The sequence below is a fragment of the Actinoplanes ianthinogenes genome (assembly GCF_018324205.1).
Lineage (GTDB): Bacteria > Actinomycetota > Actinomycetes > Mycobacteriales > Micromonosporaceae > Actinoplanes > Actinoplanes ianthinogenes.
In genome coordinates, this window is sequence record NZ_AP023356.1 from 368,869 (window position 1) to 392,307 (window position 23,439).

Sequence of the window (23,439 nt, forward strand, 5' to 3'; positions counted from 1 at the left end):
GGGACAACGCTTCGCCCCGCTCATCCTGGCCGGACCGCGCCCGGACGAGCTGGTCTGCCTCGAAGGCCACCTGCGGTTGACCGCACACGCGCTGGCCGGGTGCACCGGGATCGGAGCACGACAGGCAGAGTGACTTGGCCGAGCCTCGGGTCGTGCGAGACCCGGATCTTGCGTTTTGCCGGGCAACACCTACCGTGTGCGCATGCCACCAGGAGTTGTGCTGATCACCGGGGCCAGCGCCGGCCTCGGCGAGGAGATGGCCCGGCAGTTCGCCGCGCTCGGCTACGACCTCGCCCTCTGCGCCCGCCGCACCGACCGTCTCGATCAGCTCCGTGACGAGATCACCGCCGCGCACCCCGACCGGCGGGTCAGCGTCCGGGCGCTGGACGTCACCGACGACGACGCGGTGTTCACCGTGTTCCAGCAGTTCGCGGACGAGTTCGGGCGGATCGACCGGGTGGTGGTGAACGCCGGGCTCGGCAAGGGCGCCCCGCTGGGCACCGGCCGCTTCGACGCGAACCGGGCGACGGCGATGGTCAACTTCGTCGGGGCGCTCGCGCAGGCCGAGGCGGCACTGACGATCTTTCGTACGCAAAAGCGGGGTCATCTGGTCCTGATCTCGTCGATGTCGGCGCTCCGGGGGATGCGCAAGTCGATGACCACCTATGCCGCGACCAAGGCGGGCGTGGCCGCGATCGCCGAGGGCGTCCGATCGGAGCGGGTGCCGGGGGTGGACGTGTCGGTGATCTACCCGGGCTACATCCGCTCGGAGATGAACGCGCACGTGAAGCAGAAGACGAAGTTCATGGTCGATACCGTCCCGGGGGTGCGGGCGATGGTGGCCGCGATCGAGAAACGCAAGGTCAAGGCGTATGTGCCGGCCTGGCCCTGGGTGCCCATCGGGGTGGCGATGCGTGTGTTGCCGCTGTCCGTCGTACGGAAGATGGTCTGAGAAATGGCTCGTCTTCTGCTGGTCCGGCACGGTCAGGCGTCCTTCGGCGCCGACGATTACGACGCGCTCTCCGAGCTCGGGCACGAGCAGGCGCGGACGCTGGGGCGGGCTCTCGCGGCCCGGAGCGTCAAGCCCGGCCTGGTGCTGCGCGGCACGATGCGCCGGCACGCGGAGACCGCGGCGGGGCTCCTCGACGGGCTCGGCGCGGACGTGCCGGCCACCGTCGATCCGGGGTGGAACGAGTTCGACTTCCAGCACGTCGTCGAGATCCACCGGCCGGTGTACCGGGACCGGGCGGCCATGATGGCCGAGCTCAACCTCGCGGAGCGGCCCGACCGGGCGTTCCAGGAGGTGTTCGACGCGGCGACGGCGCGGTGGTCGTCGGGTCAGTTCGACCTGGAGTACACGGAGTCGTTCGCCGGTTTCCGGCGGCGGGTCGCGGCGGCCCTGTCGTCGGCCGCGGACCTGTTGCGGCAGCACCGGGACATCGTGCTGGTCAGCTCCGGCGGCCCGATCGCGATGGTGTCCGCGCTGCTCACCGCGGGCCTCGACGCGCCGCTGGGCACGGTCGCGACGGTGTGGGCGGCGCTGAACCGGGTCTCGGTGAACACCGGGATGACCAAGGTGATCGCGGGGCGCAGCGGGTTGTCGCTCTCCACCTTCAACGAGCACACCCACCTGGAGGGCGACCGCCGGCTGCTCACCTATCGCTGATCCCGCGGATCGCCGGATCGGCCCGCGCCGGGAGCGAACCGTGATCGGGCTCACATCCACTGTGGCAAATTCCGGGTCTGCTCGATCGGTGGGTTCGCGTCTACAGTGGGCGTACTCGCGGGCAGGGGGCCGGAGTCATGAAGTTCGGGGCGTTGCTCTTTCCGTTTCATCACCCGATGGAAGACCCCACCCTGCAACTCGAAGGTGACCTCGACCTCGCCGAGCTCTGCGACCGGCTCGGCTTCGACGAGTTCTGGTTCGGCGAGCACCACTCCGGCGGCTGGCAGATCATCGCCTCGCCGGAGTTGATGATCGCCGCGGCGGCGCAGCGGACCCGGCGGATCCGGCTCGGCACCGGCGTCGCGACGCTCTCCTATCACCACCCGTTCCTGCTGCTGGACCGGATCGTGCAGCTGGACCACCTGACCCGGGGGCGGCTGATCTTCGGGGTCGGGTCGGGCGCGCTGCCGCTGGACGCCACGATGATCGGGCACGACCCGATGCAGGCCCGGCGGATGATGGCGGAGTCGCTGGAGGCGATCACCGCCCTGCTGCGCTACGACGGTCCGGTCACCCGCAAGACCGACTGGTTCGAGCTGGACCGGGCGGTGTTGCACCTGCGGCCGTTCCAGTGGCCGCTGGACATCCGGGTCGCCGCGTTCAAGTCGCCGTCCGGCCCCCAGTTGGCCGGGCGGTACGGCGCCGGCCTGGTCTCGTTCGGCGCGTCCGCCGCGATCGGGACCGGCTCGGAGAATCCGCTGCGGACCGCCGCCGGGATCGCCGAGACCGAGGCGCGGCAGGCCGGGCTGTCCTTCGACCGGAGCCGCTGGTCGGTGATGAGCCTCATGCACGTGGCCGAGACGGAGGCACAGGCGCGCGCCGAGGTGCGGCACGGCCTGACCGAGTACATCAAGTACATCCGCCAGATCCTCCCGATGAACGTGCCGGTCGACCTGGACGACCCGGAGGCGGTCATCGACGTGCTGATGACCACCGGCACCGCGGTGATCGGCACACCGGAGCAGGCGATCCGGCACATCGAGAAGATGTGGGAGCTCAGCGGCGGCTTCGGCACCTTCCTGATCGAGCAGTCGGACATCGCCGACCCGCACGCCACCCGCCGCTCCTACGAGCTGTTCGCCCGCCGCGTGATCCCGTACTTCACCGCCTCCACCTGGCCACGGGTGCAGGCCTATCAGGCCGAGCTCCAGTCGGGCGGCCTGACCCGCCGGACCATGGCCGCCGCCCAGGCCAAGGCCGGTGTGGAGTATTCGCACGAGGTCGCTGACCGGAGGACCCCGCATGAGCAGTGAGGTGTTCGCTCAGGTCCTGCTCAGCCTGGCGGTCATCGTGGCGCTCGCGCGGCTCGGCGGGTGTCCGCCGGGCTGATGATCACGACCCTGGCCACCGGCCCGCTGCTCTCGCTGATCGAGCGGCGGTCTGCGGCCGCAGTCAACCGGAAGGCAGATGAGGCATGGACAGGCGCGTCGACGTAACGGTTCTCGGCAGCGGCATCGGTGGCAGCACGGTGGCCGCGATCCTGGCCCGGCTCGGCATCTCGGTGGCCCTCGTGGACGCCGCGAGACACCCGCGGTTCGCGCTCGGCGAGTCCACCATCGGCGAGACGTCGTTCCTGCTGCGGCTGCTCGCCGCCCGGTACGACGTGCCGGAGCTGGCGCACGTGTCGACCAGCGGCGGGATCGCCGAGCACGTGAGCAGCCGGTGCGGGATCAAGACCAACTTCGGCTTCGTCTACCACCGGGAGGGCCGGTTCCAGGAGCCGTTCGAGGTGACCCAGTGCAGCGTGTCGGAGGGCCCGTTCGGGCCGGAGTCGCACCTGATGCGCGCCGACATCGATCAGTACCTGTTCGAGGCGGCGCAACGGTACGGCGCGCTGACCCGGGAGGGCGTCCGCGTGCAGGCGGTCGACATCCGGCCCGACGAGGCCGTGGTGACGCTGGACAGCGGGGAGACGCTGCACAGCGATTACGTGATCGACGCGACCGGGCGGACGTCGGTGCTGGCCGACGCGTTCGGGCTGCGCGAGGAGCCGTGCCGGTTCCGGACGAACTCGCGGACCATCTTCACCCACCTGCGGGGCGTGGTCCCGTTCGACGACGTCACCGAGTCCAGCGGCCAGCCGAACCGGTGGCACGAGGGCACCCTGCACCACGTCTTCGACGGCGGCTGGATGTGGGTGATCCCGTTCGACAACCGGCCGGGCAGCGAGTCCGACCTGGTCAGCGTGGGGCTCAACCTGGACGCCGAGCGCTGGCCGCAGCGCCCGGGGGTGACCGCCGAGCAGGAGTGGGGCGAGTTCCTGGAGCGGTTCCCGTCGATCGGCCGGCAATTCGCGAACGCGACGTCGGCGTTCCGCTGGATCTCCACCGGCCGCACCCAGTTCTCCTCGTCCCGCACGGTCGGCGACCGCTGGGTGCTGATGAGCCACGCGGCCGGGGCGATCGACGCCCTGTTCAGCCGCGGCATGAGCAACACCATGGCGGTGATCGAGGCGTTCGTGCCGCGGTTCCTCGAGGCCCGGGCTGCCGGGGACTACTCGGCCACCCGGTTCGCGTACCTGGAGACGCTGAACCAGAGCATCCTGGACAACAACGACAAGCTGATCGCCGGGTCGTACATCGCGTTCCGTGACTTCGACCTGTGGCGAGCCTGGTCGAAGATGTGGTACCTCGCGTGGAACCTGGGCGTCCTCCGGGTCGCCGGGACGTATTACCAGTTCCTGGAGACCGCCGACCCGGCGCTGCTGGACCGCCTGCACCAGGGCCCGGTGCCCGGCTCGTTCTGCCCGGACCTGCCCAGCGCGCAGGAGCAGTTCGACGCCTGCTTCGAGGTGCTGTCCCGGGTGCGTGACGGCGCGCTCACCCCGGCCGACGCGGTGCCGGAGCTGGCCTTCATCCTGGGCGACGGCGAGGCGTCGCCGTCCCCGCTGAACCTGCACGACGTGCTGCGCCGCTGGCATGACGGGTCGATGGAGACACAGCGGCTGATCTACCAGTGGGGCCGGACCGCCGCCCCGCTGCCGCTGCGCCCCTACTTCGACTACGACCGCGCCACCATCGCCGAGGCCGCCGACCTGGTCCGGTCGGTCTGACGGAGGGGCGGTGGCCGCGGGTACACGAAGTCACATCCCGACGGGGCGTTCACCGGGCGGCCAGACCGCGGTGGCGGTGGTGGCGTGGGGTGAGGTTCTGCCAACGCCGACCGACCGGGGCCGGGCCACGACGCTCAGGGCGGGAATGGGGCGACGGCCAGAGACCACGGACGGCGTAGGTCGCCTCCGCAGTGAACCGTGAGGGGGCCTTTCCCAGGAATGCGGCAGGGCAGGTGGTGCCGTCCGAGATCAGGACCGGACAGTGCCCGCCACGGCGTCCAGGTGGGACAGGAAGTGGGTCACGGCGGGTGGCCGGGTGCGGCCGGCGAGGGTGGCGGCGTAGATCCGGCGCGGCGACTGGTCGTCCGGATGCACCCGCAGCAGCACCAGGTCGGCCGGGGCCATGCGGGCCGCCAGCGCCGGCACCAGGGTCACGCCGAGCCCGGCCGCGACGCAGCCGAACTTGCCGGTCCACTCCCCCACCACGATGTCGATCCGGGGCTGGAAGCCGGCCGCGGCGCTGCCACCCAGCAGGGTCTCGGCCGGCCGCGGTGAGCTGGCCACGAACGACTCGTCGGCCAGCTCGGCGAGGCGCACCGTGCGGCGGCGGGCCAGCCGGTGCCGGCGGGACACGGCGACCAGCATCTCCTCGTCGAGCAGGTGATGCAGGTCGAACCGGTCCGGGCCGGGCAGCCCGGCCGGGGCGTCGCTGACGATCGCGAGGTCCGCGTCGCCGCCCGCGAGCCGCTCCAGCAGCGCCGGCGAGAAGCCCTCCACCAGGGACACCGCGACGCCGGGGAACACGGTCCGGAACGACGTGATGGCCCGTGGGACCAGGGCGGCGACCGCGGTGGCGAACGCGCCGACCCGCAGCCGACCGGCCGCCAGGCTGTCCAGGTCGCCGACGGCCTGCCGGGCGGCGCCGAGCCGGTCGAGGATCGCCTCGGCGTGCGGCAGCAGCGCGCGGCCCGGCTCGGTGAGCGCGATGCCGCGCGGCAGCCGGTCCAGCAGCCGGGCGCCGACCTCCGCCTCCAGCGCCGCGATCTGCCGGGACACCGCCGACTGGGTGAACCGCAGGCGGCGGGCGGCGGCGGTGATCGAGCCGAGGTGGGCGACGGTCCGGAACACCTCGAGCAGCTGCGTCTCCATCCAGGCATGCTATCTGGGCATGGCAGCCATGCCAGACAGTCGTTTGTCGCATGCCTCGGACGCTCCTAGGTTCGAGGCATGACGAACATCGCGGTGCTGGGCACCGGGAGGATGGGCAGTGCTGTCGTGCGGCGGTTGAGCGCGGCGGGACATGTGGTGACGGCGTGGAGCCGGAACCCGGCGCGGGCCGCCGCGACCGGCGCGAAGGTGGCGGAGTCCCCGGCCGAGGCGGTCGCCGGGGCCGACGTGGTGATCACGGTGCTGACCGACGGGGCGGCCGTAGCGGAGGTGTTGTTCGGATCGGGGGCGACGCTGCGGCCCGGGACCGTGCTGGTGCAGATGTCGACGATCGGGCCGGAGGCGACGGCGGCGATCGTCGAGCGGCTGCCGGGGGACGTGTCGTTCGTGGACGCGCCGGTGATGGGCAGCGTCGACGCGGTCGCGGCCGGGACGCTGGTGATCCTGGCCAGTGGCGCGGTGGAGGCGGCCGAGCCGGTGCTGCGGCACCTCGGCACGATCCAGCGGTGCGACGCGGCAAGCGCGGTCAAGGTCATGCAGATGACCGCGGCGCTGACCGCCATCGGCGCGCTGCACGACACGCTGGAGGTCGCCGCCGCGCTCGGCATCGACCGGGCGGCGGCGATGGAGCTGCTGGCCGCGGGGCCGCTGGCCGGCGCGCTGCGGCGGGCGACGAGCACCACGGCCGACTTCCCGGTCGCGCTGGCCGCCAAAGACCTCCGGTTCGCAAGCGGGACGACACCCGTCGTCGAGGCCACGCTGAGCCTGCTCGCGGCCGTGCCCGACCAGCAGGCCGACATCTGCGCGCTGATCGATCGGGAGTCCCGGTGAAACTCACCCTCGACAACCCGGCGACCGCGCCCGCGCCGTACGCGAATCGGTTTTCGCATGTCGCCCGCCTGGACCTGCCCGGCGGCGCCCTGCTGACCCTCTCCGGGCAGGTCGCGATCGACGACACCGGTGCGGTGCTCGCCCCGGGCGAGGCCGGTCCGCAGGCGGCCCGCATCTTCGAGGTCATCGGCGGGCTGCTCGCGGCGCACGGGGCGGGCTTCGGCGACGTCCTGCACGTGCGGACCTACATGCTGGACCTGGCGGACCTGCCGGCTTACGCGGCGGTGCGGCGGGAGGTCTTCACCGGTACGCCACCGGCGAGCACCACCGTCCAGGTCAGCGGCCTGTTCCTGCCCGGCCTGGTGCTCGAGGTCGAGGTGACCGCGGCGGTCGGTGACCGCACCTGAGGGTCCGGACGATGCCGGCCGCGGCTCCGCGACGAGCGTGCCATGACCCGGCGATCGCCGGCCGACGGCCGGATCGTGGCTTGACGCGGGTCCGCCGCGTGCGCGGTGGTTGTACTTTCCAGCCCGCCGGCTACGCAGTTCGGGAAGGGACCCTGATGTTCGGAAACCGCAACGATGAGCGCCTGCCACTGCAACGGGCTCTGGAGGCCGCCGCGTCCTTGAAGCCGGGATCGTGGGAGAGCGTCGAGTCGCTCGCGGTGCTCGCCATCGAGTGCAAGGGGACGCCCGAGGCGGAGCAGCTGTATCAGACCGCGTCCCGGGCGGCGGCGCAGCTGAAAGCGGGGACGTACGACGCCGTCCGCGCGCTGGCGTGGCTCAGCCGGGCCGGCCGCGAACTGCACGCGGTCTCCGGCCGCGGCGGCGAGCCGTGACACCAGCCGGTCGCCGATCCCCTGCTCGCTGTCGTCGCCGGGGTGCTGTCGCCGGGAAGCCGCTCGTCACGGCGCCGGCTGACCCGAGGTGGTGTGCGCGGGCTGCCCCGGGAACTCCTCGACGCCGAGGACGCGGAGCAGGTCCAGCCGCTCGCGGGCGTCGGCGTCGGCCGGGGTGAGGACCAGCAGTTGCTGGCCGAGATCCGGGGTGACCAGGGTTTCGCAGTCCACCAGGATGCCGCCGACGCGCGGGTGCACCAGCGTCTTGCGGTCGGCCCGGCGCAGGCCCACCTCGTGCGCGTCCCAGCGCGTACGGAACTCGGAACTGGCCTGTCGCAAGCGGGACAGCAACCCGGTGACCAGCGGATCCGTCGATCGCCGGCCGGCGACGGCCCGCAGGTCGGCGACCAACTGGCGGCCGTGCCGCTCCTGCTCGGCGGGCGGGTGGACGGCGCGCACCTCCGGCTCGGTGAACCAGCGGTAGATCGGGTAGCGCCGGTCGCCGGCGAGGCCGCTCTGGTCGCCGACGAGCAGGATCGACATCCGGTTCTGGGCGAGCACCTCGCCGAGGTCGGAGATCACCATGGCCGGGGTGTCGCCGAGCAGGTCGAGCATCCGGACCAGGCCGGCGCGGGCCAGCCGGGCCACCCCGTCGGCCGGTGGCGGCTGGTGCCCGGCCAGGTGGAACAGGTGGGCGCGCTCGTCGTCGGAGAGGCGCAGGGCCCGGGCCAGCGCGGTCAGCAGCTGGACCGACGGCTGGCTGCTGCGGCCCTGCTCCAGGCGCACCACGTAGTCCACCGACATGCCGGCCAGCATCGCCACCTCCTCGCGCCGCAGGCCGGTGGTGCGGCGCCGCGGACCGGCGGCGATGCCGGCCTCGGCCGGGCGGATCGCCTCGCGGCGGCGGCGCAGGAAGTCGGCGAGCTGCTCACGCTGCATGCGATCCATCCTGCCCCGGGTGCGGGCGCGCAGACAGGGAGCGGCGCTCCCACGACAGGCGCTCCGCTCCCGCCCGGCCGGTCACCGGCGCAGGGTGGACCGCATGCAGAAACGAACTCTGGGCACCACCGGACCGGCCGTCTCCGCGCTGGGCCTGGGCACCATGGCCATGTCCAGCGGCGCCTACGGCATCGCCGACCGCCGGGAGGCGATCGCCACCGTGCACGCCGCGCTGGAGCGGGGTGTCACCCTGCTGGACACCGGCGACCACTACGGCACCGGCCACAACGAGATGCTGCTCGCCGAGGCGCTGCGCGGCCGGAACCGGGACGACTACCTGCTGAGCGTCAAGTTCGGCGCGCTGACCGGTCCGGGCGGCGGCTTCCACGGGCAGGACAGCCGGCCCGCCGCGGTGAAGAACTTCCTGGTCCACTCGCTGACCCGGCTCGGCGTCGAGCACATCGACATCTACCGCCCGGCCCGGCTCGACCCGGCGGTGCCGATCGAGGACACGATCGGCGCGATCCACGAGATGATCGAGGCGGGCTACGTCCGGTACGCCGGGCTCTCCGAGGTCGGCGCCGAGACGATCCGCCGGGCCCACGCCGTACACCCGATCGCCGACCTCCAGATCGAGTATTCGCTGGTGTCCCGCGGGGTGGAGGCCGAGGTGCTGGGCACGGTGCGCGAGTTGGGGATCGGGATCACCGCCTACGGCGTGCTGAGCCGCGGGCTGATCTCCGGGCACTGGACCGCGGCCGGGCCGGGTGACCACCGGGGCCGGATGCCGCGCTTCTCCGGCGAGAACGCGCGGCACAACCTCGCGCTGGTCGAGGAGCTGCGCCGGGTCGCCGAGGCGAAGGGCTGCACGGTCGCCCAGCTGGCCATCGCCTGGGTGGCGGGGCGGGGTGACGACATCGTGCCGCTGGTCGGCGCCCGCACCCGCGATCGCCTCGCCGAGGCGCTGCCGGCACTCGATCTCACGCTGACGGCGGACGATCGGGCCGCGATCGAGCGGGCCGTGCCCAAGGGCTCGGCCCGCGGCGATCGCTATCCGGCCGCTCTGATGGCTTCGGTCGGCGTCGGCAACTAACTCTTTCGGTACGCCTACCCGCGGTTCCCGGGCCGGCCCGCGGATCAGCCGCGGGCCGGGGCGACCGAAGTCTCGGCCGGCGGCGGGGTGGCCGGGTCCGCGCTTCGCGCGGTGGCCTCGGCGGCGTCCTCGGCTTCGGCCTCGTCGTCGTCGGTCGGTTCGGTGCCGGGCGGCTCGCGGTCCGGGGTGGGTTCACCGGACGGGTGGTCGACCAGGTAGCGGATCGCGGTGTTCAGCACGGCGAGCAGCGGCACCGCGATCAGCCCGCCGACGATCCCGGCCACCACCACCCCGGCCGCGATCGCCAGGATCACCGCGAGCGGGTGCAGCGCCACCGCCCGTCCCATGATCAGCGGCTGGAGGACGTGCCCCTCCAGCTGCTGCACCGCGATCACCACGGCCAGGATGCTGATCGCGGTGACCGGGCCGTTCGCGACCAGCGCGACCAGCACGGCGATCGCGCCGGTGACGGTGGCGCCGACGACCGGGATGAACGCGCCCAGGAAGATCAGGGCGGCCAGCGGCAGGGCCAGCGGCACCCGGAAGACGAGCAGGCCGATGCCGATGCCGACCGCGTCGATGAAGGCGACCAGGACGGTGCCGCGGGCGTACGAGATCAGCGTGTGCCACGCGTAGTGCCCGGCCCGGGCGGTCGGGACGCGGGCGTCGCGGGGCAGCAGCCGGCACAGGAACGACCAGATCTGGCCGCCGTCCCGGAGGAAGAAGAAGAGCGTGAACAGCACCAGGAAGAACCCGGTGAGCACCTCCCCCACCGTGGTCGCGGTGCTGAGCGCCCCGGTGGTGAGCGACCCCTGGCTCGCGGCGAACTGCTCCCGCGCCTTCTCCAGGTATTGGTCGAGCTGCGCGTCGGAGAGGTGCAGCGGGCCGCGGTGCAGCCAGCTCTGCACCTCGGCGAGGCCGCCCTCGACCCGGGCCGAGAGGTCGTCGAGCTGGCTGATGAAGGTCCGCACGATCAGTCCCAGACCGCCGAAGACCAGCACCAGCGCGGCGACCAGGACCAGGCCGGCGGCCAGGGACTTCTTCATGCCGTTGCGGACCAGGGTCGCGCTGAGCGGCTGGAACAGGGCGGCCAGCAGGGTGGCGACGGCGACCGGGATGAGCATCACGTGCAGCAGCGCGACGACGCGCAGGAACAGGTAGGCGGCGACGACGAAGAGGATGAAGCGCCAGGCCCAGGCGCCGGCCGTACGCACCCCGCGGGGCAGGACGTCGGCGCTGCTCGGCCGGTTGTTGACCACCACCACGGGTGTGGTGGTGTCCTGCAACTCGGGACCGACCGTGAACGGCGGCGGAACGTTGCGGCTGGCCGCCGCGGCCAGCGTCGCCCGGGCGCGGTCCCAGACGGTGTGTGTCCAGCTCATCGACTTTCCCCTTCGGTTGCCGCTCAGATGCCCGGGGAAGCGTCGTTTCATGCTTGATCAGCCGGTTTAAGGTCGAGCCCATGTGGCGTTTCGGACGGTGGCTCCTGGTGGCGTTGTGGCTGTTCGCGGCGGTGACGGCCTGGTGGGGTGCGCCCCGGCACGCGGACGGCGACCGGGCGCGCACGGATCTCACCAGCGGCTATGTCGCGGCGTACCAGTGGGGCGAGCGGTGGACCGACCGGGCCCCGGACCGCTGGTTCGCGGTGCCGCACCTGGAGCCGCCGGCCACCGACCCGGCCCCGATCCTCGCGTGGCGCACCCCGGACGGCCGCGTGCACTGGACCGAGAACGACGGCTCGTTCGACGTGGCCGGCCAGGAGTCGGAGCAGGGCCCGGTGATCGTGCTGGGCAACCTGGTCAACGGGATCGGGCTGCTCTTCGCGGTGGTCTTCCTCGGTGTGCTGCTGGCCGGCCGCCCGCCGGTCACCGCCACCCGCTGGTACTGGTTCTGGATGTTCGCCGCGGTCCCGTTCGGGCTGGGCCTGCTCTACTGGACGTTCCGCGAGGTGCCCTGGACCCGGCCGCGCAACCTCCCACCCCTGAACCCGGACGGCTCGGAACACCGCCGCCGGGGCCTGCGCGGCCTGATCACCGCCATCCTCGTCTCCGTCGCCGTGTCGATCGTGCTCACCGTCCTCACCCAGGTGCTCGGCGAGCGCTGGGCCCCCGACCTGCTGAACCCCTGACCGGTCAGAGGGACGCGAGCAGGGAGGCCAGCTCGGCCGGGCGGGTGAGCATCGGCCAGTGACCGGAGTCGAGGTCGAGCATGTCCAGGTGCTTGACCTCGGGCAGCTCGGGCAGCTCGCCGGCGTCGAGCCATGCGCGGGCCTGGGCCGGGGTGTACTCCGGGCAGATCAGGGTGACCGGGATGTCGTACCGTCGCCGGCTCGCGTAGCGGACCGTGCCGCGCGCCACGGCCTCGGGCACCGGGACGGCCGCGGCGGCGAAGGCCTGACGCTGCCGCTCGTCCAGATCGGCGGCGTCGGCGCCCTCGAACGGGGCCCAGCCGGGGAACGCCATGAAGCCGTCGGCGATCGGGAAGAAGTCGGCGTAGGCACCGCCCTCCTTGGCGGGCCAGCCGCCGATCAGGGCGACCTTCGCGATCCGGTCCGGGCGGGCGTCGGCGGCCAGCCAGGCCAGGCCGCACGCGGCGGAGTGACCGGCCAGGACCACCCGGCCCGGGGCCTCCTCGACGGCCGCCAGGACCGCGGCCAGCTGGTCGGCCAGGGCGGTGTCCCGGTCGGCGGGCAGGTGCACCGGCACCGCCTCACGACCTCGCTTGTCCAGCTCGGCGACCACCTCGGTCCAGACCGAGGAGTCCAGCCACAGGCCACCGACGAGAACGATTCGTTCAGCACTCATGGGAGCAACCTAGAGGTGATTCCGGACGATCGGCTTCCGGTATCTTCGGCGGTGTGCCGACCGGTTCCAGCCCGACCGCGCGGGCTCTGCGCACCCTGGAGATCTTGCGGGCCCGGCCGGGGACGACGGCCGAGCAGCTGGCCGCCGCGCTGGCGGTGACCGAGCGGGCCGCCCGGCGCTATGTCGAGATCCTGCGCGAGGCCGGCATCCCGGTCGAGTCGGTGCGCGGGCCGTACGGCGGCTATCGGCTGGGGCGCGGGACGCGGCTCCCGCCGGTCGTGTTCACCGAGGAGCAGGCACTCGGGCTGGTGATGGCGGTGCTGGACGCGAGCAACGCCGACGAGGTGGTCGGCGAGGCGCTCGGGAAGGTGATCCGGGCGCTGCCGGAGGGAGTGGGGCGGCAGGCGGGGGCGCTGCGGGCGTACGCCGCGATCGCACCCGATCCCCGAGCGGCCCGGACCGATCCGGCCACCGCGAGCGCCCTGGTCGCCGCCGTCGCCGAACGGCGGCGCGTGATCGTCACCTACCGCCGCGAGAGCGGCGGCGAGTTCGACGCCGAGGTCGATCCGTGGGCGGTCGTGGTCCGCTACGGCCGGTGGTATCTGCTGTGCCTCTCGCATCGCGCCACCGCGATCCGGACCTATCGGATCGACCGGATCCGGGCGGTCCACCGGACGCCGCACCGGTTCACCCCGCCGGACGGCCTGGACCCGGTCGCCGCCCTGGAGGAGAACCTCGGCAAGGGCTGGCGGTTCGCCACCCGGGTGCTGTTCCACGCCCCGTTCGCGCAGGTCGCACCATGGATCCGCCCGCCGATGGGCACCCTCGCCGAGCACGGCGACCGGTGCCTGCTGACCGGCAGCACCCGCAACCCGGCGATGTACGCCCAGGAGTGGCTGGCCGCCGTCCCGTTCGACTTCACCGTCGAGGGCGGGCCGGAGCTGCGTGCCGCGGTGGCCACCGTCGCCGACCGGTTCCGCCGCGCGATCGAGGAGGTTGCCGGGCCCACGGCTGGGTAAGGCGGGTAGCCATGGGGCAGTTCGCGTGGCTGGGCATCGTGCGGCACGGGCAGAGCATCGGCAACATCGCGGCGGCGCGGGCGGAACGCGCCGCCGCGGAAGTGATCGACCTGGCCGAGCGGGACGCCGACGTGCCGCTCTCACCGACCGGGCGACATCAGGCCGAGGCGGTCGCCGCGTTCCTCGCCAAGCAGGACCCGCAGCCCGGCCTGGCGCTGGTCTCGCCCTATCTGCGCGCCCGGCAGACCGCCGAGCTGGCCCTGGCCGGCACCCGGATCCCGATGGTCGTCGACGAGCGGCTGCGCGACCGTGAGCTCGGCGTGCTGGACCTGCTCACCAACGCCGGCGTGCTGGCGCGGTTCCCGGACGAGGCGGTGCGGCGGGCACACCTCGGCAAGTACTACTACCGGCCGCCCGGCGGGGAGAACTGGGCCGATGTGCAGCTGCGCCTGCGCTCGCTGCTGCGGGAGCTGCGCGAGGACCACCCGGGCGGGCGCATCCTGCTCTTCGCGCACGAGGCCACCGTCTGGCTGATCCGGGCGCTCGCCGAGGAGCTGGCCGAGCCGGAGCTGATGGCGCTGACCCGCAGCGAGGCGATCGCCAACTGCTCGGTCAGCTCGTGGTGCGGCGACGGCGTCAGCCTGTCGCCGGAACGCTTCAACGACGTCGCGCACCTTCAGGACCACGGCGCGCCGCCGACCGAACAGGAGGAAGTCCGTGCCGACCCGGCCTGAGATCATCACTCCGCGGCTGCTGCGCGAGTGGCCCCTGCCGGATCCGCAGGGTGGCAAGGAGGCCCGCGGCACGGTGCTGGTGGTCGGCGGGTCCCGGTTCAACCCGGGCGCCGTGCTACTGGCCGGCGAGGCCGCGCTGCGGGCCGGCGCCGGGCGGTTGCAGCTGGCGGTCGCCGACGAGACCGCGATCCCGTTGAGCATCGCCGTCCCGGAGGCCAAGGTGGTCGGTTTCCCGTCCGGTGGCGAGCCGCTGCCGGAGCCGGTGACCGAGCTGGCGGCGGAGGCCGACGTGATCCTGATCGGTCCCGGCCTGGACGACATCGAGCAGACCGGCGCCCTGCTGCGGCAGGTGCTGGGCGCGGCCGGCCCGGAGGCCGGGGTGACCCTGGACGCGTACGCCCTGGGCGCGCTGAGCCGCGATCCGTCCCTGCTGCGCCAGCGCCGCGCGGTGCTCACCCCGAACCTGACCGAGGCCGAGCACCTGCTCGGCCGGCCCCCGGGCGACGACCTGGGCGCCGCGAGCCGCGCGCTGGCCGAGCGTTACCGGGCGGTGGTCTCGCTCTTCGGCCACATCGCCGACCCGGACGGCGGCCTGTGGCGGGAGGAGAGCGCCGACGTCGGCCTGGGCACCTCGGGCAGCGGCGACGTCCGCGCCGGGATCGTCGCCGGGCTGCTCGGCCGCGGCGCCGAGCCGGCTCAGGCGGCCTGCTGGGCGGCGTTCGCCCACGCGGTCGGCGGCCAGCGTCTCGCGCCGCGGCACGGCCGCACCGGATTCCTGGCCCGGGAGCTGGTCGACGAGGTCGCTTTCACCCTTGCCACCGTTTGAGAAAAACAAACACCCGCGTTTTTCGTACGTTCTCCGCGGCCCCATTTATCCGTGGTGTTCTACTCGTTTTCATGCGACGAATCTGGAAGTCCTGCGGCGGCGGCGCACTGTCCGCCGTCTTCCTGGTGATGACCTCTAGTCCGGCGGTCGCCGACGTCGACTATCCGAACTTCGGTGACGCCGGCGCGCTGAGCCTCAACGGCTCCGCCGCCGTGGTCCGGACCGGTCCCGGCCGGGTGCCGGTGCTGCGGCTGACCGACGGCGGTTACGAGCAGATGGGTTCGGCCTGGTCCGGCGCGCGGATCGACCTCACCGAGTCCTTCGACACGACGTTCGAGGTGCTGCTGGACGGCCGCGCGCCGGGTGCCGACGGCATCGCGTTCGTGGTGCAGGCGTCCGGGCCGCGGGCGCTCGGCGGCTGGGGCGGCGGCCTCGGATATCGCGGCCTGAAACACAGCGTGGCGGTCGAATTCGACGATTATCGGAATGCGCCGGATCCGAGCGACAATCACGTCGGACTGGTGGTCAACAACAATCCGGACCATCACCTGGTCACCGCGGAATCACCGGTCCCGTTGTTCGGGGCGCCGTTCCGGGCGCGGGTCGTCCACGACCCGGCGAGCCGGAAACTGCGGGTCTATCTGGGCGGGCCGGGTGGCGAGGCGGAACCGCACCTGGTGGTCGACCGCACCCTGGACCTGCGGGAGAGTGTCGGTGCGGCGACGGCCTGGGTCGGCTTCACCGGGTCCACCGGCTATGTCCACTCGACCCAGGACATCCTGTCCTGGTCCCTGACGACCACGTCCGGGACCGGCCGATAGGGCCGGGCCACGTGCCCCGGCCGCTGGTCACGGCCGGGGCGACGTGCGGGTCCAGGAGCGTTCGCCGCGCCGGCTGGTCGCCGCCACGCAGCGCGGGCAGACGTACCGGACCTGGTCCTCGGCGGTGATCACGTCGGTGGCCCGGAAGTCGAACGGCACGTGCGGGAACCGTCGCAGCCGGGTCCGGCTCAGCGCCAGGCCGCACAGCGTCTGGTTGAGGCCGGGGGTCCAGGCGTGCACCTCGCCGCCCGGCTGGCGGATCCCGTCCTCGCCGACCCATTCACTGGATGCCGCCACCGTCGCGGCGCGCGCTCTGGCCATGGTTACCGGGTGCCCGCTCCGGTCCCCGATACACCGTCAGGGCAGGAAGACGGCGCGGACGCAGTCGTCCTCCTTCTCCTTGAAGAGGCGGTAGCCCTCCGGCGCCCGGTCGAGCGGCAGCACGTGCGTGGCCAGGTACTCCGTCACCAGTTCACCCTTGGCCATCCGGTCCAGCAGCATCGGGATGTAGCGCTGCCCGTGCATCTGCGCACCGCGTACCGTCAAGCCCTTGTTCATCAGGGCGCCGAGCGGGAACTTGTCGACGAAGCCGGCGTAGACGCCGAGGACGAACACCGAGCCACCCTTGCGGCAGGCGTGGATCGCCTCGCGGACCGCGATCGGACGGTCGGTCTGCAACCGCAGCTGCAGCTTGATCTGGTCGTAGGCGAACTGCGGGCCGGACGTGTGCGCCTCCATGCCGACCGCCTCGATGCAGACGTCCGGTCCCCGGCCGCCGCTGCGCTCGCGCAGCTCCCCGGCGACGTCGGCCTTCTCGTAATTCAGGGTCTCCGCGCCGACGTGCTGCCGCACCTGCCGCAGCCGGTTCTCCAGGCGGTCGATGACGATCACCCGCTCGGCGCCGAGCAGCACCGCGGCCCGCGCGGCCATCTGCCCGACCGCGCCGGCGCCCCAGATGGCGACCACGTCGCCCGGCTTCACCCCGGACAGATCGGCGCCCATCCAGCCGGTCGACGCCGAGTCGGAGGCGAACAGCGCGCGCTCGTCGCTCACCGCGTCCGGCACGGTGAACGCGCCGACGTCGGCGAACGGCACCCGGATGAACTCGGCGTGGCTGCCGGCGTTGCCGCCCATCGCGTGCGAGTACCCGAAGCAGCCGCTGGGCGCCTGGCCCCAGAGCGTCTCGGTGATCGCCGGGTTGGTGTTGCCGTTGTCGCAGAGCGAGTAGAGCTTCTGGTCGCAGTACCAGCAGTTGCCGCAGGAGATGAACGAGGAGACCACCACCCGGTCACCGACCCGGTGGTTGCGCACGTCCGGCCCGGTCTCCACCACCTCACCGAGGAACTCGTGCCCGATGACGTCGCCCTTCTCCATGAACGGGATGTACCCGCCCAGCAGGTGCAGGTCGGAGCCGCAGGTCACGGTCCGCTTGACCTTGACGATGATGTCGCCCGGGTTGCGCAGCTCCGGATCCGGGACGGTACCGACGGCGAGCTTGTTGACGCCCTCCCACTGCAACGCCTTCACAGCAGTCCTCCCTCACGGCCGTGCCGGGTGGCCGCCTGCAACGGCCGGTTCAGGACGGTGGTCCGAGTGGTCGCCGGGCCGGAGGGCAGCAGCACGTCACCGGCCTCGATCAGCGAACGGGTCTCGCGCAGCGCGCGGCGCACCTCGCCGTCGCCGACCGGCGAGCCGTCCGGTATCCGTACCGCGATCTCGGTGCCCCGGCCGCCCGGCGCGGCGGCCAGGCTGATCTCCACCCGATCCGCGATCTCATGGAGCGAGCCGGGCAGCTGCGTCACCTCCAGCTCGGCCAACGGCTTGTAGACGGTCACCACGTGGCGGCGGCGCGGCACGGGCGCTTTCCGGCGGCGGACCACGGCCACCGCCGCGGCGCCGGCCGCGAGCGGCCCGACGAACAGAAGAGTGTTTCGTGTACGACCCATGGATGGCGCTTACCTCGGCAGCACCGGTCTAAACGGGCCGGCGGTTTGCGACCGGCGCCGGGTGGTAAGCGGGGATGCCATGCCGAACTCGTCACACGTCGCCGCCGCGGCCCGCGCCGGATGGGGCTGTGTCCTGCTGCTCACCCCGGAGTCCGTGCTGCGCATCGGTGGGCGCCCGGTGCCCGGCCCGGTCCTGACCCGGCTCGCCCGGTTGCTCGGCGCCCGGCAGCTCGTCCAGGCGGCCGTCCTCGCCGGGTGGCCGGGCGCGCCGGTTGCCCGGGGCGGGGCCGTCGTCGATGTCCTGCACGCGGCGACCGATCTCTGGTACGCCGTCGCGTCCCCGCGGCACCGGCCGGCCGCGCTGCTCGACGCGACGATCGCCACCGCTCTGGCCGTCGCCGGTGTCGCCGCGACCCGGCCACGGTACGCGCGCGGCACCGGGCTCGTCCGGCGGCGCGGATCAGCGGGCTGCGGGCGTACCGAAATGGGATCTTGATGTGGGCAGTCGTCAGAATGGGGCATGGACAGCGCCGAGTGGGACGGGTTCGGGCCGTGGGTCCGAGAGGTTTGCCGGCCGGATGAGGTGCCACCGCTGTTCCGGGGCGCCGGGATCGAGCCGGAGGACTGCCGCCTCGTGCTGAAGGTGCCGCGGAGCCTCGACCGGCGCAACGCCCGGCCGGACATGGACCTCTACGACCACCTGATCGCGGTCGAGGAGGAGACGCTGGCGGTGCTCAGCCGGCGCGACGGCGGCTACGACGCGGTGCGGCTGCCGTTCGATCACGTCGTCGCGATCGAGGACAGCGTCTGCCTGCTCGACGGGCGGCTCGGCCTGCACACCGCGGACGGGGGCATGCTGGTCATCCCCTACAACGGAGCGTCCCGGGCCCCGATGCAGCGGCTCGCCGGGATGCTGCGGGGAAGCTACCTGCCGTTCGGTCCGGAGCCGCTGCCACCCGGCGCCGCCGCCGGGCCCTACCTGGGCGGGGTGGAGACCGGGCTGGTCAACGCCTATCGGCGGATCGTCGCCCGGGAGCCCGAGTTGCGGCTGGTCACGGCGACCGCCCGGCGGCCCGGCCTGCGGTCCTCGATCACGCTGAGCGACGGCCGGGAGGTCCTGGTGATCCACCGCCGGGACTGGTTCGGCACCTCCGGCGACGACTACTCGGTCGTGGTCACGGTCGTGCCCCGGCCGCGGATCGCCGGGACCGAGGTGCGAGCACAGCCGCGGCGCCGGGGGGTGTGCCTGGTGTCCGTGCAGGTCGCCGGGGCGAGGCTGCGGTTCCCGGTGCCGGACGGCCCGGAGCTGGACGCGTTCCTGGCCGCCCTCAGCCACCGGGGACGAGCACACCCTCGGTGAGCAGCCGGCGGGCCAGCACCAAGCGGTCCGCGTCGTCCGGCAGCGGCAGGTCACCGACCCGGTGCACCCGCCCGTCGAGCGCGTGCCGCAGCGCCGCCGCACACCGCTCCGGCAGGCGCAGATGCCGCCCGGTGAGCTGGAGGATCACCTGGTCACCGGCGCGCTCCAGGGTCCAGCGCAGACCGGGCCGGACGGCCACCTCGTCGAGCGGGGTGAGCCCGGCGGCGAAGTCGTGCTGGGCGAGCGGGCGCAACGGCGCGGGGCGGGTCTGCGACCAGGTCCGCTCGCGCAGCCGTCCGGCGATCATCGCCGGGTCCGCGGTCGGCAGCCAGGCCCGCAGCGCGTCGATGGTCGCGGTGAGCTCGGTGGCGACGGTCTCCGGGTCGGTCAGATCCGTTCCGTACGCCAACCCCGCCCGCAGTCGCGGATCCGCGGCCGCGGCGAGCAGGAGTTCCTCGACCAGCGCGTACCTGGTCAGGCCCCGGATGCCGACGGTCAGGTGCAGTGACCGGGAGGTCTGCGAGCGGGCCGAGTGCAGCCAGCCGCGCGGCAGGTAGAGCGCGTCGCCCGGGTGCAGCACCACGTCCAGCGCCGGTTCGCCCTCGGCGGTGGCGGCGACCTCGTCGGCGTGCCCGCCCCACGGCTGCTGCTCCAGCGGGTCGGGGAGCACCGGCGGGTGGACGCACCAGCGTTTCTCGCCCTCGGCCTGGAGCACGAACACGTCATGGGTGTCGTAGTGGGTGGCGAAGCCCTGGCTGGCCGGCGGGGTCAGGTAGGCGTTCACCTGCAGCGGGCGGCGCAGCTGCGCGCCGAGCCGGTCGGCCAGGTCGACGATCGGCGGCCAGAGGCGGTGCAGTCCCTGGAGGACCAGGGTGGCGCCGCCGGCGTACAGACGCATCACCTGCTCGTCGTGGACCTGGTCGGCGATCTCGGCGCCGGCCCCGCCGCTGCCGGTGTAGCGAGTGGCGGGAAGCACCTTGCCGTGCTGGGCCACCCGCAGGAACGGGGTACGCAGGCCGCGCCGGCTCAGCAGTTCGTCGACGCCGTCGGCCGAGAGCAAAGCGGCGAAACCGTCCGGGCCGCCGAGGTCGGCGGCCCGGGACAGCAGGGGACGGCGCCCCCAGTAGGTGGCCGCGAACTCGTCCTGGTCGACGGCGACGACCTGGGCGAGAGCGGTCATCAGGCAGCGGGGCCGTCGGCGCCGCCGTCGTGACCGGCCGGGTTCGCGCCGCCGTCGGCCGGGCCCTCGCCGGAGGCGCCACCGTCGGCGCCGCCGTCGACCGCGGCCGGGTCGGCGCCGCCGTCGGCGGGACCCTCCTTGCCGGCGCCGCCGTCAGCACCGCCGTCGTGGCCGGTCGGGTTCGCGCCACCGTCGGCCGGGCCCTCGCCGTTCAGGCCGTCCGGGTCGGAGCTGATGATTTCCTGATCACTGAGTCCCATGACCCGCATGTACCCAGAGAGATCATCGTTAATCCCGGCCTCAGGTGGAGTCGCGGATGATCAAGTGCATGCGGATCGTGTCGACCACGCCGGGCTCGGCCGGCTCCTCGATCATCCGGTGCACCAGCGCGGCCAGCTCGGTGGCGGCGCCCAGCTCGATGCGCACCGAGGTGAGCGCCGGCTGGGCGATCCGGGCCAGCAGCAGATCGTCGGCGCCGGCCACCGACACCTCCCCCGGCACCGCACGGCCCACCTCCTGCAAGGCTCGGATCAGCAGTAGCGCGTACTCGTCGTTGTAGCCGAAGACGCCGTCGAGGCCCGGCCAGGAGCGGGCCAGCGCGAGTGCCTCATCCCAGTCGTAGCCCAGCGGGACGGGTGTCACCTCGACGTCGCGGCCCTGCGCGGCCGCTCGCACACCGGCCAGCCGCTCCTCCGCGAACACGTCGAGCCCGCGCTCCCGGGGCATCAGCACGGCCAGGCGCCGGCGGCCCCGCTCGATCAGGTGGGCGGCGGCGAGCCGGCCCAGCTCGTCCTGCCGGAAGATCACCGTGTGCGCGCCGGGCACCGGCTCGCCGCCGGTCGCGATGACCGCACGCACCCCGGCCGTGTGCAGCAGCTCGACGGCGGCCGGGCTGAGCCCGGGGCCGGGCGCGAGCACCGCGGCGGGCCGCATCTCCGCCCAGACCCGTGCCACCTCGACCGGGTCGGCGCCGCGGCCGCCGTGCAGGACCAGCGTGTAGCCGTGCTCGTGCAGCGCCTGTTGCAGGTCGTCGAGCCAGTCGCTGACCAGCCGGCCGATCGCCGCCTGGGTGGCCGGCATCAGCACCAGGTTGCTGCGCCCGGCGCGCAGGGCGCGGGCGGCGGCGTGGCCGACATAGCCCAGCTGCTCGGCGGCGGCCCGGACCTTGGCCCGGGTGGCGTCGCTGACCCGGCCGGGCTCGGTGTCGTTGAGGACGAACGAGACGGTCGCGCGGGACACCCCGGCCAGGCGGGCGACGTCGGCGCTGGTCGCGCGGGCGGGGTGGGGGGATCCGGACATCGTCCGCCATCGTGTCACGGCGATTCCCCTCTAGCGCGGCCGGGTTAAGCCGTGTTAAACACTGCGTTACACGAGTAACGTTACACGTGTAACCACGATGGGTGGTCTACCTCATGAGCCTCACCACAACCTCCACCGAGCGCGGTCTGCTGCCGCACCTGCTGCTCGGCAATGTCGCCATGTACACCGTCTACCTGGGCATCGGCGGCGTGCTGGTGCCCGCCCAGGTGGCGGCCATCGACCCGGCGCACAAGGTGACCAGCCTCGGGCTGGTCGCCGGCGTCAGCGCCGTCTTCGCCACGCTCTTCAACCCGATCGCCGGCGCGCTCTCCGACCGCACCGGCCGGCGCAACCCGTGGATCCTCGGCGGCGGGCTCGCCGCCCTGGCCGTCTTCGTCCTGCTCGGGCACGCCGGCACGGTGCTGCTGGTGACCGTCGGCTGGTGTCTGGGCCAGGCCGCGATGAACGTCTACCAGGCCGCGCTCACCGCGGTGGTGCCCGACCGGGTGCCGGCGCAGCGGCGGGGCGTCGCCTCCGCCGTCGTCGGGCTCGGCGTGCCGATCGGCGGCACGATCGGGGTGGCGATCGCCTCGGCCACGATCGGCACGCCGAGCACCGGATACCTCGTGCTCGGCGTGATCGTGGCGGGCGCGGCGCTGGTGTTCAGCCTGTTCACCAGGGAGCGCCGGCAGCCGCCGCGCGCCGCGGCCGGCCTCGGCGAGCAGGTCCGGGTCTTCCTGTCCTGCCTCGCGCACCACGACTTCCGCTGGGCCTTCATCGGGCGGGCGCTGCTGGTGCTCGGGTACTTCACGGTCAGCGCGTACCAGCTCTACATCCTCACCGACCACATCCGGCTGCTGGCCGGGCTGACCCCGGCCGCGGCGGTCGCCGTGCTCACCCCGATCTCGATGGGGGCGATGGCACTCGCCACCGTCGCCGGCGGCGTCCTCTCCGACCGGCTCGACCGCCGCAAAATCTTCATCGGTGTCTCGGCGGTGCTGGCCGGTGCCGTCATGCTGATCCCGCTGGTCAGCCCCACCTGGACCGGCATGCTGCTGTTCGGCGGCCTGAACGGCCTCGCCTTCGGCTGCTTCATGGCGGTCGACACCGCCCTGGTCACCCTGGTCCTCCCCCGGGCCGAGGACGCCGCGCGCGACCTCGGCGTGCTGAACATCGCCAACGCCGGTCCGCAGATCGTCGCGCCGTTCGTCGCCTCGGTGATCGTGACGGCGGCCGGTTACGGCGAACTCTTCCTGATCGGCGGCGCGCTCTCCGTGCTGGGCGCGCTCGCCATCATCCCCGTCCGCAGCGTCCGCTGAACCACGAAGGAGACACCATGCAGCTCAATACACGTACCTGGGGAGACGGCGAGAAGACCGCGCTCCTGGTGCACGGGATCATGTCCGACTCGCGGACCTGGCACCGGGTCGGCCCCCGGCTCGCCGAACTCGGGTACCGGGTGACCGCGGTCGACCTGCGCGGCCACGGCGGGAGCCCGCGCGGTTCGTACAGCCCGCAGGAGTGGGCGGACGACCTGGTGGAGACCGTGTCCGGCCACGTCGACCTGGCGGTCGGGCACTCACTGGGCGCGGTGGCGCTCGCGCTGGCGGTGGACCGGCTCGACTGCGCGCGGGCGGTCTACAGCGATCCGGCCTGGCTCGCGGCGCAGGCCGGGGCGCCGGTCGACGCGCGGATGTTCAAGAAGTTCAAGTCCGCGACCCGGCAACAGATCGTCGACTTCAACCCGCACTGGGATCCGGCCGACGTCGACGTCGAACTGGCCACCCTCGCCGTCTAGGACGAG

27 protein-coding genes are annotated in these 23,439 nt (G+C 73.1%); 17 read left to right on the top strand and 10 right to left on the bottom strand.

Annotated features, from left to right (window positions below; all coding sequences use genetic code 11):
- Window positions 1-202: 202 nt before the first annotated feature.
- From Aiant_RS01790 to Aiant_RS01805, 4 genes are all read left to right on the top strand, one after another.
- A complete protein-coding gene (locus Aiant_RS01790; RefSeq protein ID WP_189335603.1) occupies window positions 203-952 on the top strand; it encodes an SDR family oxidoreductase in 750 nt (249 codons plus the stop codon).
- A gap of 3 nt (window positions 953-955) precedes the next feature.
- A complete protein-coding gene (locus Aiant_RS01795; protein WP_189335602.1) occupies window positions 956-1,666 on the top strand; it encodes a histidine phosphatase family protein in 711 nt (236 codons plus the stop codon).
- A 176-nt stretch (window positions 1,667-1,842) separates the two neighbouring features.
- On the top strand, window positions 1,843-2,979 hold the full coding sequence (locus Aiant_RS01800) for an LLM class flavin-dependent oxidoreductase (RefSeq protein WP_189335601.1): 1,137 nt from the start codon (window positions 1,843-1,845) through the stop codon (window positions 2,977-2,979).
- A 161-nt stretch (window positions 2,980-3,140) separates the two neighbouring features.
- Entirely contained in the window at window positions 3,141-4,778 is a 1,638-nt protein-coding gene (locus Aiant_RS01805) for an NAD(P)/FAD-dependent oxidoreductase (RefSeq protein ID WP_189335600.1), read from the top strand.
- 249 nt (window positions 4,779-5,027) lie between these two features.
- Here Aiant_RS01805 and Aiant_RS01810 read toward each other — a convergent pair whose 3' ends face one another.
- Complete coding sequence (locus Aiant_RS01810) at window positions 5,028-5,927, bottom strand: LysR family transcriptional regulator (RefSeq protein WP_189335599.1); 900 nt, start codon at window positions 5,925-5,927, stop codon at window positions 5,028-5,030.
- 78 nt (window positions 5,928-6,005) lie between these two features.
- On the opposite strand from Aiant_RS01810, the gene Aiant_RS01815 reads away from it, so the two are divergent.
- The 3 genes from Aiant_RS01815 to Aiant_RS01825 all read left to right on the top strand — a co-directional run bounded on the left by Aiant_RS01815 (window position 6,006) and on the right by Aiant_RS01825 (window position 7,614).
- Window positions 6,006-6,776 (top strand): NAD(P)-dependent oxidoreductase, encoded by a 771-nt coding sequence (locus tag Aiant_RS01815; RefSeq protein ID WP_189335598.1) that lies wholly within the window; start codon window positions 6,006-6,008, stop codon window positions 6,774-6,776.
- Window positions 6,773-7,183 carry a RidA family protein gene (locus Aiant_RS01820; protein ID WP_189335597.1) on the top strand — a complete coding sequence of 137 codons (411 nt, stop codon included), beginning with the start codon at window positions 6,773-6,775 and terminating at the stop codon, window positions 7,181-7,183. The genes Aiant_RS01815 and Aiant_RS01820 overlap by 4 nt, the downstream gene beginning before the upstream one ends.
- A gap of 155 nt (window positions 7,184-7,338) precedes the next feature.
- The gene (locus tag Aiant_RS01825; protein ID WP_189335596.1) at window positions 7,339-7,614 is read left to right on the top strand and encodes a hypothetical protein; all 276 of its coding nucleotides are present in this window, start codon (window positions 7,339-7,341) and stop codon (window positions 7,612-7,614) included.
- 66 nt (window positions 7,615-7,680) lie between these two features.
- On the opposite strand, the gene Aiant_RS01830 is transcribed toward Aiant_RS01825, so the two are convergent.
- The gene (locus Aiant_RS01830; RefSeq protein WP_189335595.1) at window positions 7,681-8,553 is read right to left on the bottom strand and encodes a helix-turn-helix transcriptional regulator; all 873 of its coding nucleotides are present in this window, start codon (window positions 8,551-8,553) and stop codon (window positions 7,681-7,683) included.
- 103 nt (window positions 8,554-8,656) lie between these two features.
- On the opposite strand from Aiant_RS01830, the gene Aiant_RS01835 reads away from it, so the two are divergent.
- Window positions 8,657-9,646 (top strand): aldo/keto reductase, encoded by a 990-nt coding sequence (locus Aiant_RS01835; protein ID WP_189335594.1) that lies wholly within the window; start codon window positions 8,657-8,659, stop codon window positions 9,644-9,646.
- Window positions 9,647-9,690: 44 nt separating this feature from the next.
- On the opposite strand, the gene Aiant_RS01840 is transcribed toward Aiant_RS01835, so the two are convergent.
- On the bottom strand, window positions 9,691-11,028 hold the full coding sequence (locus Aiant_RS01840; RefSeq protein WP_189335593.1) for an AI-2E family transporter: 1,338 nt from the start codon (window positions 11,026-11,028) through the stop codon (window positions 9,691-9,693).
- Window positions 11,029-11,108: 80 nt separating this feature from the next.
- Between Aiant_RS01840 and Aiant_RS01845 the strand changes: the two genes are divergently transcribed.
- Window positions 11,109-11,774 carry a hypothetical protein gene (locus Aiant_RS01845; protein WP_189335592.1) on the top strand — a complete coding sequence of 222 codons (666 nt, stop codon included), beginning with the start codon at window positions 11,109-11,111 and terminating at the stop codon, window positions 11,772-11,774.
- A gap of 4 nt (window positions 11,775-11,778) precedes the next feature.
- Here the strand turns inward: Aiant_RS01845 and Aiant_RS01850 are convergent, their stop codons facing one another.
- Window positions 11,779-12,450, bottom strand: coding sequence for an alpha/beta fold hydrolase (locus Aiant_RS01850; protein ID WP_189335591.1), 672 nt, complete (start codon window positions 12,448-12,450; stop codon window positions 11,779-11,781).
- 104 nt (window positions 12,451-12,554) lie between these two features.
- Here Aiant_RS01850 and Aiant_RS01855 point away from each other — a divergent pair, with 104 nt between their 5' ends.
- From Aiant_RS01855 to Aiant_RS01870, 4 genes are all read left to right on the top strand, one after another.
- Complete coding sequence (locus tag Aiant_RS01855; protein WP_229831268.1) at window positions 12,555-13,469, top strand: helix-turn-helix transcriptional regulator; 915 nt, start codon at window positions 12,555-12,557, stop codon at window positions 13,467-13,469.
- A gap of 11 nt (window positions 13,470-13,480) precedes the next feature.
- Complete coding sequence (locus tag Aiant_RS01860; protein WP_189335589.1) at window positions 13,481-14,203, top strand: histidine phosphatase family protein; 723 nt, start codon at window positions 13,481-13,483, stop codon at window positions 14,201-14,203.
- Window positions 14,187-15,029: an NAD(P)H-hydrate dehydratase gene (locus Aiant_RS01865; protein WP_189335588.1), complete on the top strand. Its 843-nt coding sequence runs from the start codon at window positions 14,187-14,189 to the stop codon at window positions 15,027-15,029. Before Aiant_RS01860 ends, Aiant_RS01865 begins: the two co-directional genes overlap by 17 nt.
- 71 nt (window positions 15,030-15,100) lie before the next feature.
- Window positions 15,101-15,850: an L-type lectin-domain containing protein gene (locus tag Aiant_RS01870; RefSeq protein ID WP_189335587.1), complete on the top strand. Its 750-nt coding sequence runs from the start codon at window positions 15,101-15,103 to the stop codon at window positions 15,848-15,850.
- Between the two features lie 27 nt (window positions 15,851-15,877).
- Here the strand turns inward: Aiant_RS01870 and Aiant_RS01875 are convergent, their stop codons facing one another.
- Genes Aiant_RS01875 through Aiant_RS01885 form a run of 3 tightly spaced genes read right to left on the bottom strand, consistent with a single transcriptional unit; the run spans window position 15,878 to window position 17,796 of the window.
- On the bottom strand, window positions 15,878-16,171 hold the full coding sequence (locus Aiant_RS01875) for a hypothetical protein (RefSeq protein WP_189335586.1): 294 nt from the start codon (window positions 16,169-16,171) through the stop codon (window positions 15,878-15,880).
- A 36-nt stretch (window positions 16,172-16,207) separates the two neighbouring features.
- Window positions 16,208-17,377, bottom strand: a complete 1,170-nt coding sequence (locus Aiant_RS01880) for a zinc-dependent alcohol dehydrogenase (RefSeq protein WP_189335585.1) — start codon at window positions 17,375-17,377, stop codon at window positions 16,208-16,210.
- On the bottom strand, window positions 17,374-17,796 hold the full coding sequence (locus tag Aiant_RS01885) for a hypothetical protein (protein WP_189335584.1): 423 nt from the start codon (window positions 17,794-17,796) through the stop codon (window positions 17,374-17,376). Before Aiant_RS01885 ends, Aiant_RS01880 begins: the two co-directional genes overlap by 4 nt.
- 79 nt (window positions 17,797-17,875) lie before the next feature.
- Between Aiant_RS01885 and Aiant_RS01890 the strand changes: the two genes are divergently transcribed.
- Together Aiant_RS01890 and Aiant_RS01895 are read left to right on the top strand one after the other, a co-directional pair.
- Entirely contained in the window at window positions 17,876-18,292 is a 417-nt protein-coding gene (locus Aiant_RS01890) for a hypothetical protein (protein ID WP_189335583.1), read from the top strand.
- A gap of 24 nt (window positions 18,293-18,316) precedes the next feature.
- Window positions 18,317-19,156, top strand: a complete 840-nt coding sequence (locus Aiant_RS01895; protein ID WP_189335582.1) for a hypothetical protein — start codon at window positions 18,317-18,319, stop codon at window positions 19,154-19,156.
- Here the strand turns inward: Aiant_RS01895 and Aiant_RS01900 are convergent.
- Genes Aiant_RS01900 through Aiant_RS01910 form a run of 3 tightly spaced genes read right to left on the bottom strand, consistent with a single transcriptional unit; the run spans window position 19,125 to window position 21,635 of the window.
- Window positions 19,125-20,336: a cupin domain-containing protein gene (locus Aiant_RS01900; RefSeq protein WP_189335581.1), complete on the bottom strand. Its 1,212-nt coding sequence runs from the start codon at window positions 20,334-20,336 to the stop codon at window positions 19,125-19,127. The genes Aiant_RS01895 and Aiant_RS01900 overlap by 32 nt on opposite strands.
- Window positions 20,336-20,596, bottom strand: coding sequence for a BatC protein (locus Aiant_RS01905; RefSeq protein WP_189335580.1), 261 nt, complete (start codon window positions 20,594-20,596; stop codon window positions 20,336-20,338). The genes Aiant_RS01900 and Aiant_RS01905 overlap by 1 nt, the downstream gene beginning before the upstream one ends.
- 40 nt (window positions 20,597-20,636) lie before the next feature.
- Entirely contained in the window at window positions 20,637-21,635 is a 999-nt protein-coding gene (locus Aiant_RS01910; RefSeq protein WP_189335579.1) for a LacI family DNA-binding transcriptional regulator, read from the bottom strand.
- Between the two features lie 113 nt (window positions 21,636-21,748).
- Here Aiant_RS01910 and Aiant_RS01915 point away from each other — a divergent pair, with 113 nt between their 5' ends.
- Entirely contained in the window at window positions 21,749-22,954 is a 1,206-nt protein-coding gene (locus Aiant_RS01915; RefSeq protein WP_189335578.1) for an MFS transporter, read from the top strand.
- A gap of 17 nt (window positions 22,955-22,971) precedes the next feature.
- On the top strand, window positions 22,972-23,433 hold the full coding sequence (locus Aiant_RS01920) for an alpha/beta fold hydrolase (RefSeq protein ID WP_212846908.1): 462 nt from the start codon (window positions 22,972-22,974) through the stop codon (window positions 23,431-23,433).
- Window positions 23,434-23,439: the final 6 nt, after the last annotated feature.

What these genes read in the sequence shown, in the direction of transcription:
- Aiant_RS01915 (WP_189335578.1), top strand. Translation starts at nt 21,749, where the DNA reads ATGAGCCTCACCACAACCTCCACCGAGCGCGGTCTGCTGCCGCACCTG.
- Aiant_RS01895 (WP_189335582.1), top strand. Translation starts at nt 18,317, where the DNA reads ATGGACAGCGCCGAGTGGGACGGGTTCGGGCCGTGGGTCCGAGAGGTT.
- Aiant_RS01890 (WP_189335583.1), top strand. Translation starts at nt 17,876, where the DNA reads ATGCCGAACTCGTCACACGTCGCCGCCGCGGCCCGCGCCGGATGGGGC.
- Aiant_RS01830 (WP_189335595.1), bottom strand. Translation starts at nt 8,553, where the DNA reads ATGCAGCGTGAGCAGCTCGCCGACTTCCTGCGCCGCCGCCGCGAGGCG.
- Aiant_RS01900 (WP_189335581.1), bottom strand. Translation starts at nt 20,336, where the DNA reads ATGACCGCTCTCGCCCAGGTCGTCGCCGTCGACCAGGACGAGTTCGCG.
- Aiant_RS01840 (WP_189335593.1), bottom strand. Translation starts at nt 11,028, where the DNA reads ATGAGCTGGACACACACCGTCTGGGACCGCGCCCGGGCGACGCTGGCC.
- Aiant_RS01805 (WP_189335600.1), top strand. Translation starts at nt 3,141, where the DNA reads ATGGACAGGCGCGTCGACGTAACGGTTCTCGGCAGCGGCATCGGTGGC.
- Aiant_RS01885 (WP_189335584.1), bottom strand. Translation starts at nt 17,796, where the DNA reads ATGGGTCGTACACGAAACACTCTTCTGTTCGTCGGGCCGCTCGCGGCC.
- Aiant_RS01795 (WP_189335602.1), top strand. Translation starts at nt 956, where the DNA reads ATGGCTCGTCTTCTGCTGGTCCGGCACGGTCAGGCGTCCTTCGGCGCC.
- Aiant_RS01810 (WP_189335599.1), bottom strand. Translation starts at nt 5,927, where the DNA reads ATGGAGACGCAGCTGCTCGAGGTGTTCCGGACCGTCGCCCACCTCGGC.
- Aiant_RS01870 (WP_189335587.1), top strand. Translation starts at nt 15,101, where the DNA reads ATGCGACGAATCTGGAAGTCCTGCGGCGGCGGCGCACTGTCCGCCGTC.
- Aiant_RS01845 (WP_189335592.1), top strand. Translation starts at nt 11,109, where the DNA reads ATGTGGCGTTTCGGACGGTGGCTCCTGGTGGCGTTGTGGCTGTTCGCG.
- Aiant_RS01910 (WP_189335579.1), bottom strand. Translation starts at nt 21,635, where the DNA reads ATGTCCGGATCCCCCCACCCCGCCCGCGCGACCAGCGCCGACGTCGCC.
- Aiant_RS01790 (WP_189335603.1), top strand. Translation starts at nt 203, where the DNA reads ATGCCACCAGGAGTTGTGCTGATCACCGGGGCCAGCGCCGGCCTCGGC.
- Aiant_RS01825 (WP_189335596.1), top strand. Translation starts at nt 7,339, where the DNA reads ATGTTCGGAAACCGCAACGATGAGCGCCTGCCACTGCAACGGGCTCTG.
- Aiant_RS01800 (WP_189335601.1), top strand. Translation starts at nt 1,843, where the DNA reads ATGGAAGACCCCACCCTGCAACTCGAAGGTGACCTCGACCTCGCCGAG.
- Aiant_RS01850 (WP_189335591.1), bottom strand. Translation starts at nt 12,450, where the DNA reads ATGAGTGCTGAACGAATCGTTCTCGTCGGTGGCCTGTGGCTGGACTCC.
- Aiant_RS01835 (WP_189335594.1), top strand. Translation starts at nt 8,657, where the DNA reads ATGCAGAAACGAACTCTGGGCACCACCGGACCGGCCGTCTCCGCGCTG.
- Aiant_RS01920 (WP_212846908.1), top strand. Translation starts at nt 22,972, where the DNA reads ATGCAGCTCAATACACGTACCTGGGGAGACGGCGAGAAGACCGCGCTC.
- Aiant_RS01905 (WP_189335580.1), bottom strand. Translation starts at nt 20,596, where the DNA reads ATGGGACTCAGTGATCAGGAAATCATCAGCTCCGACCCGGACGGCCTG.
- Aiant_RS01860 (WP_189335589.1), top strand. Translation starts at nt 13,481, where the DNA reads ATGGGGCAGTTCGCGTGGCTGGGCATCGTGCGGCACGGGCAGAGCATC.
- Aiant_RS01875 (WP_189335586.1), bottom strand. Translation starts at nt 16,171, where the DNA reads ATGGCCAGAGCGCGCGCCGCGACGGTGGCGGCATCCAGTGAATGGGTC.
- Aiant_RS01815 (WP_189335598.1), top strand. Translation starts at nt 6,006, where the DNA reads ATGACGAACATCGCGGTGCTGGGCACCGGGAGGATGGGCAGTGCTGTC.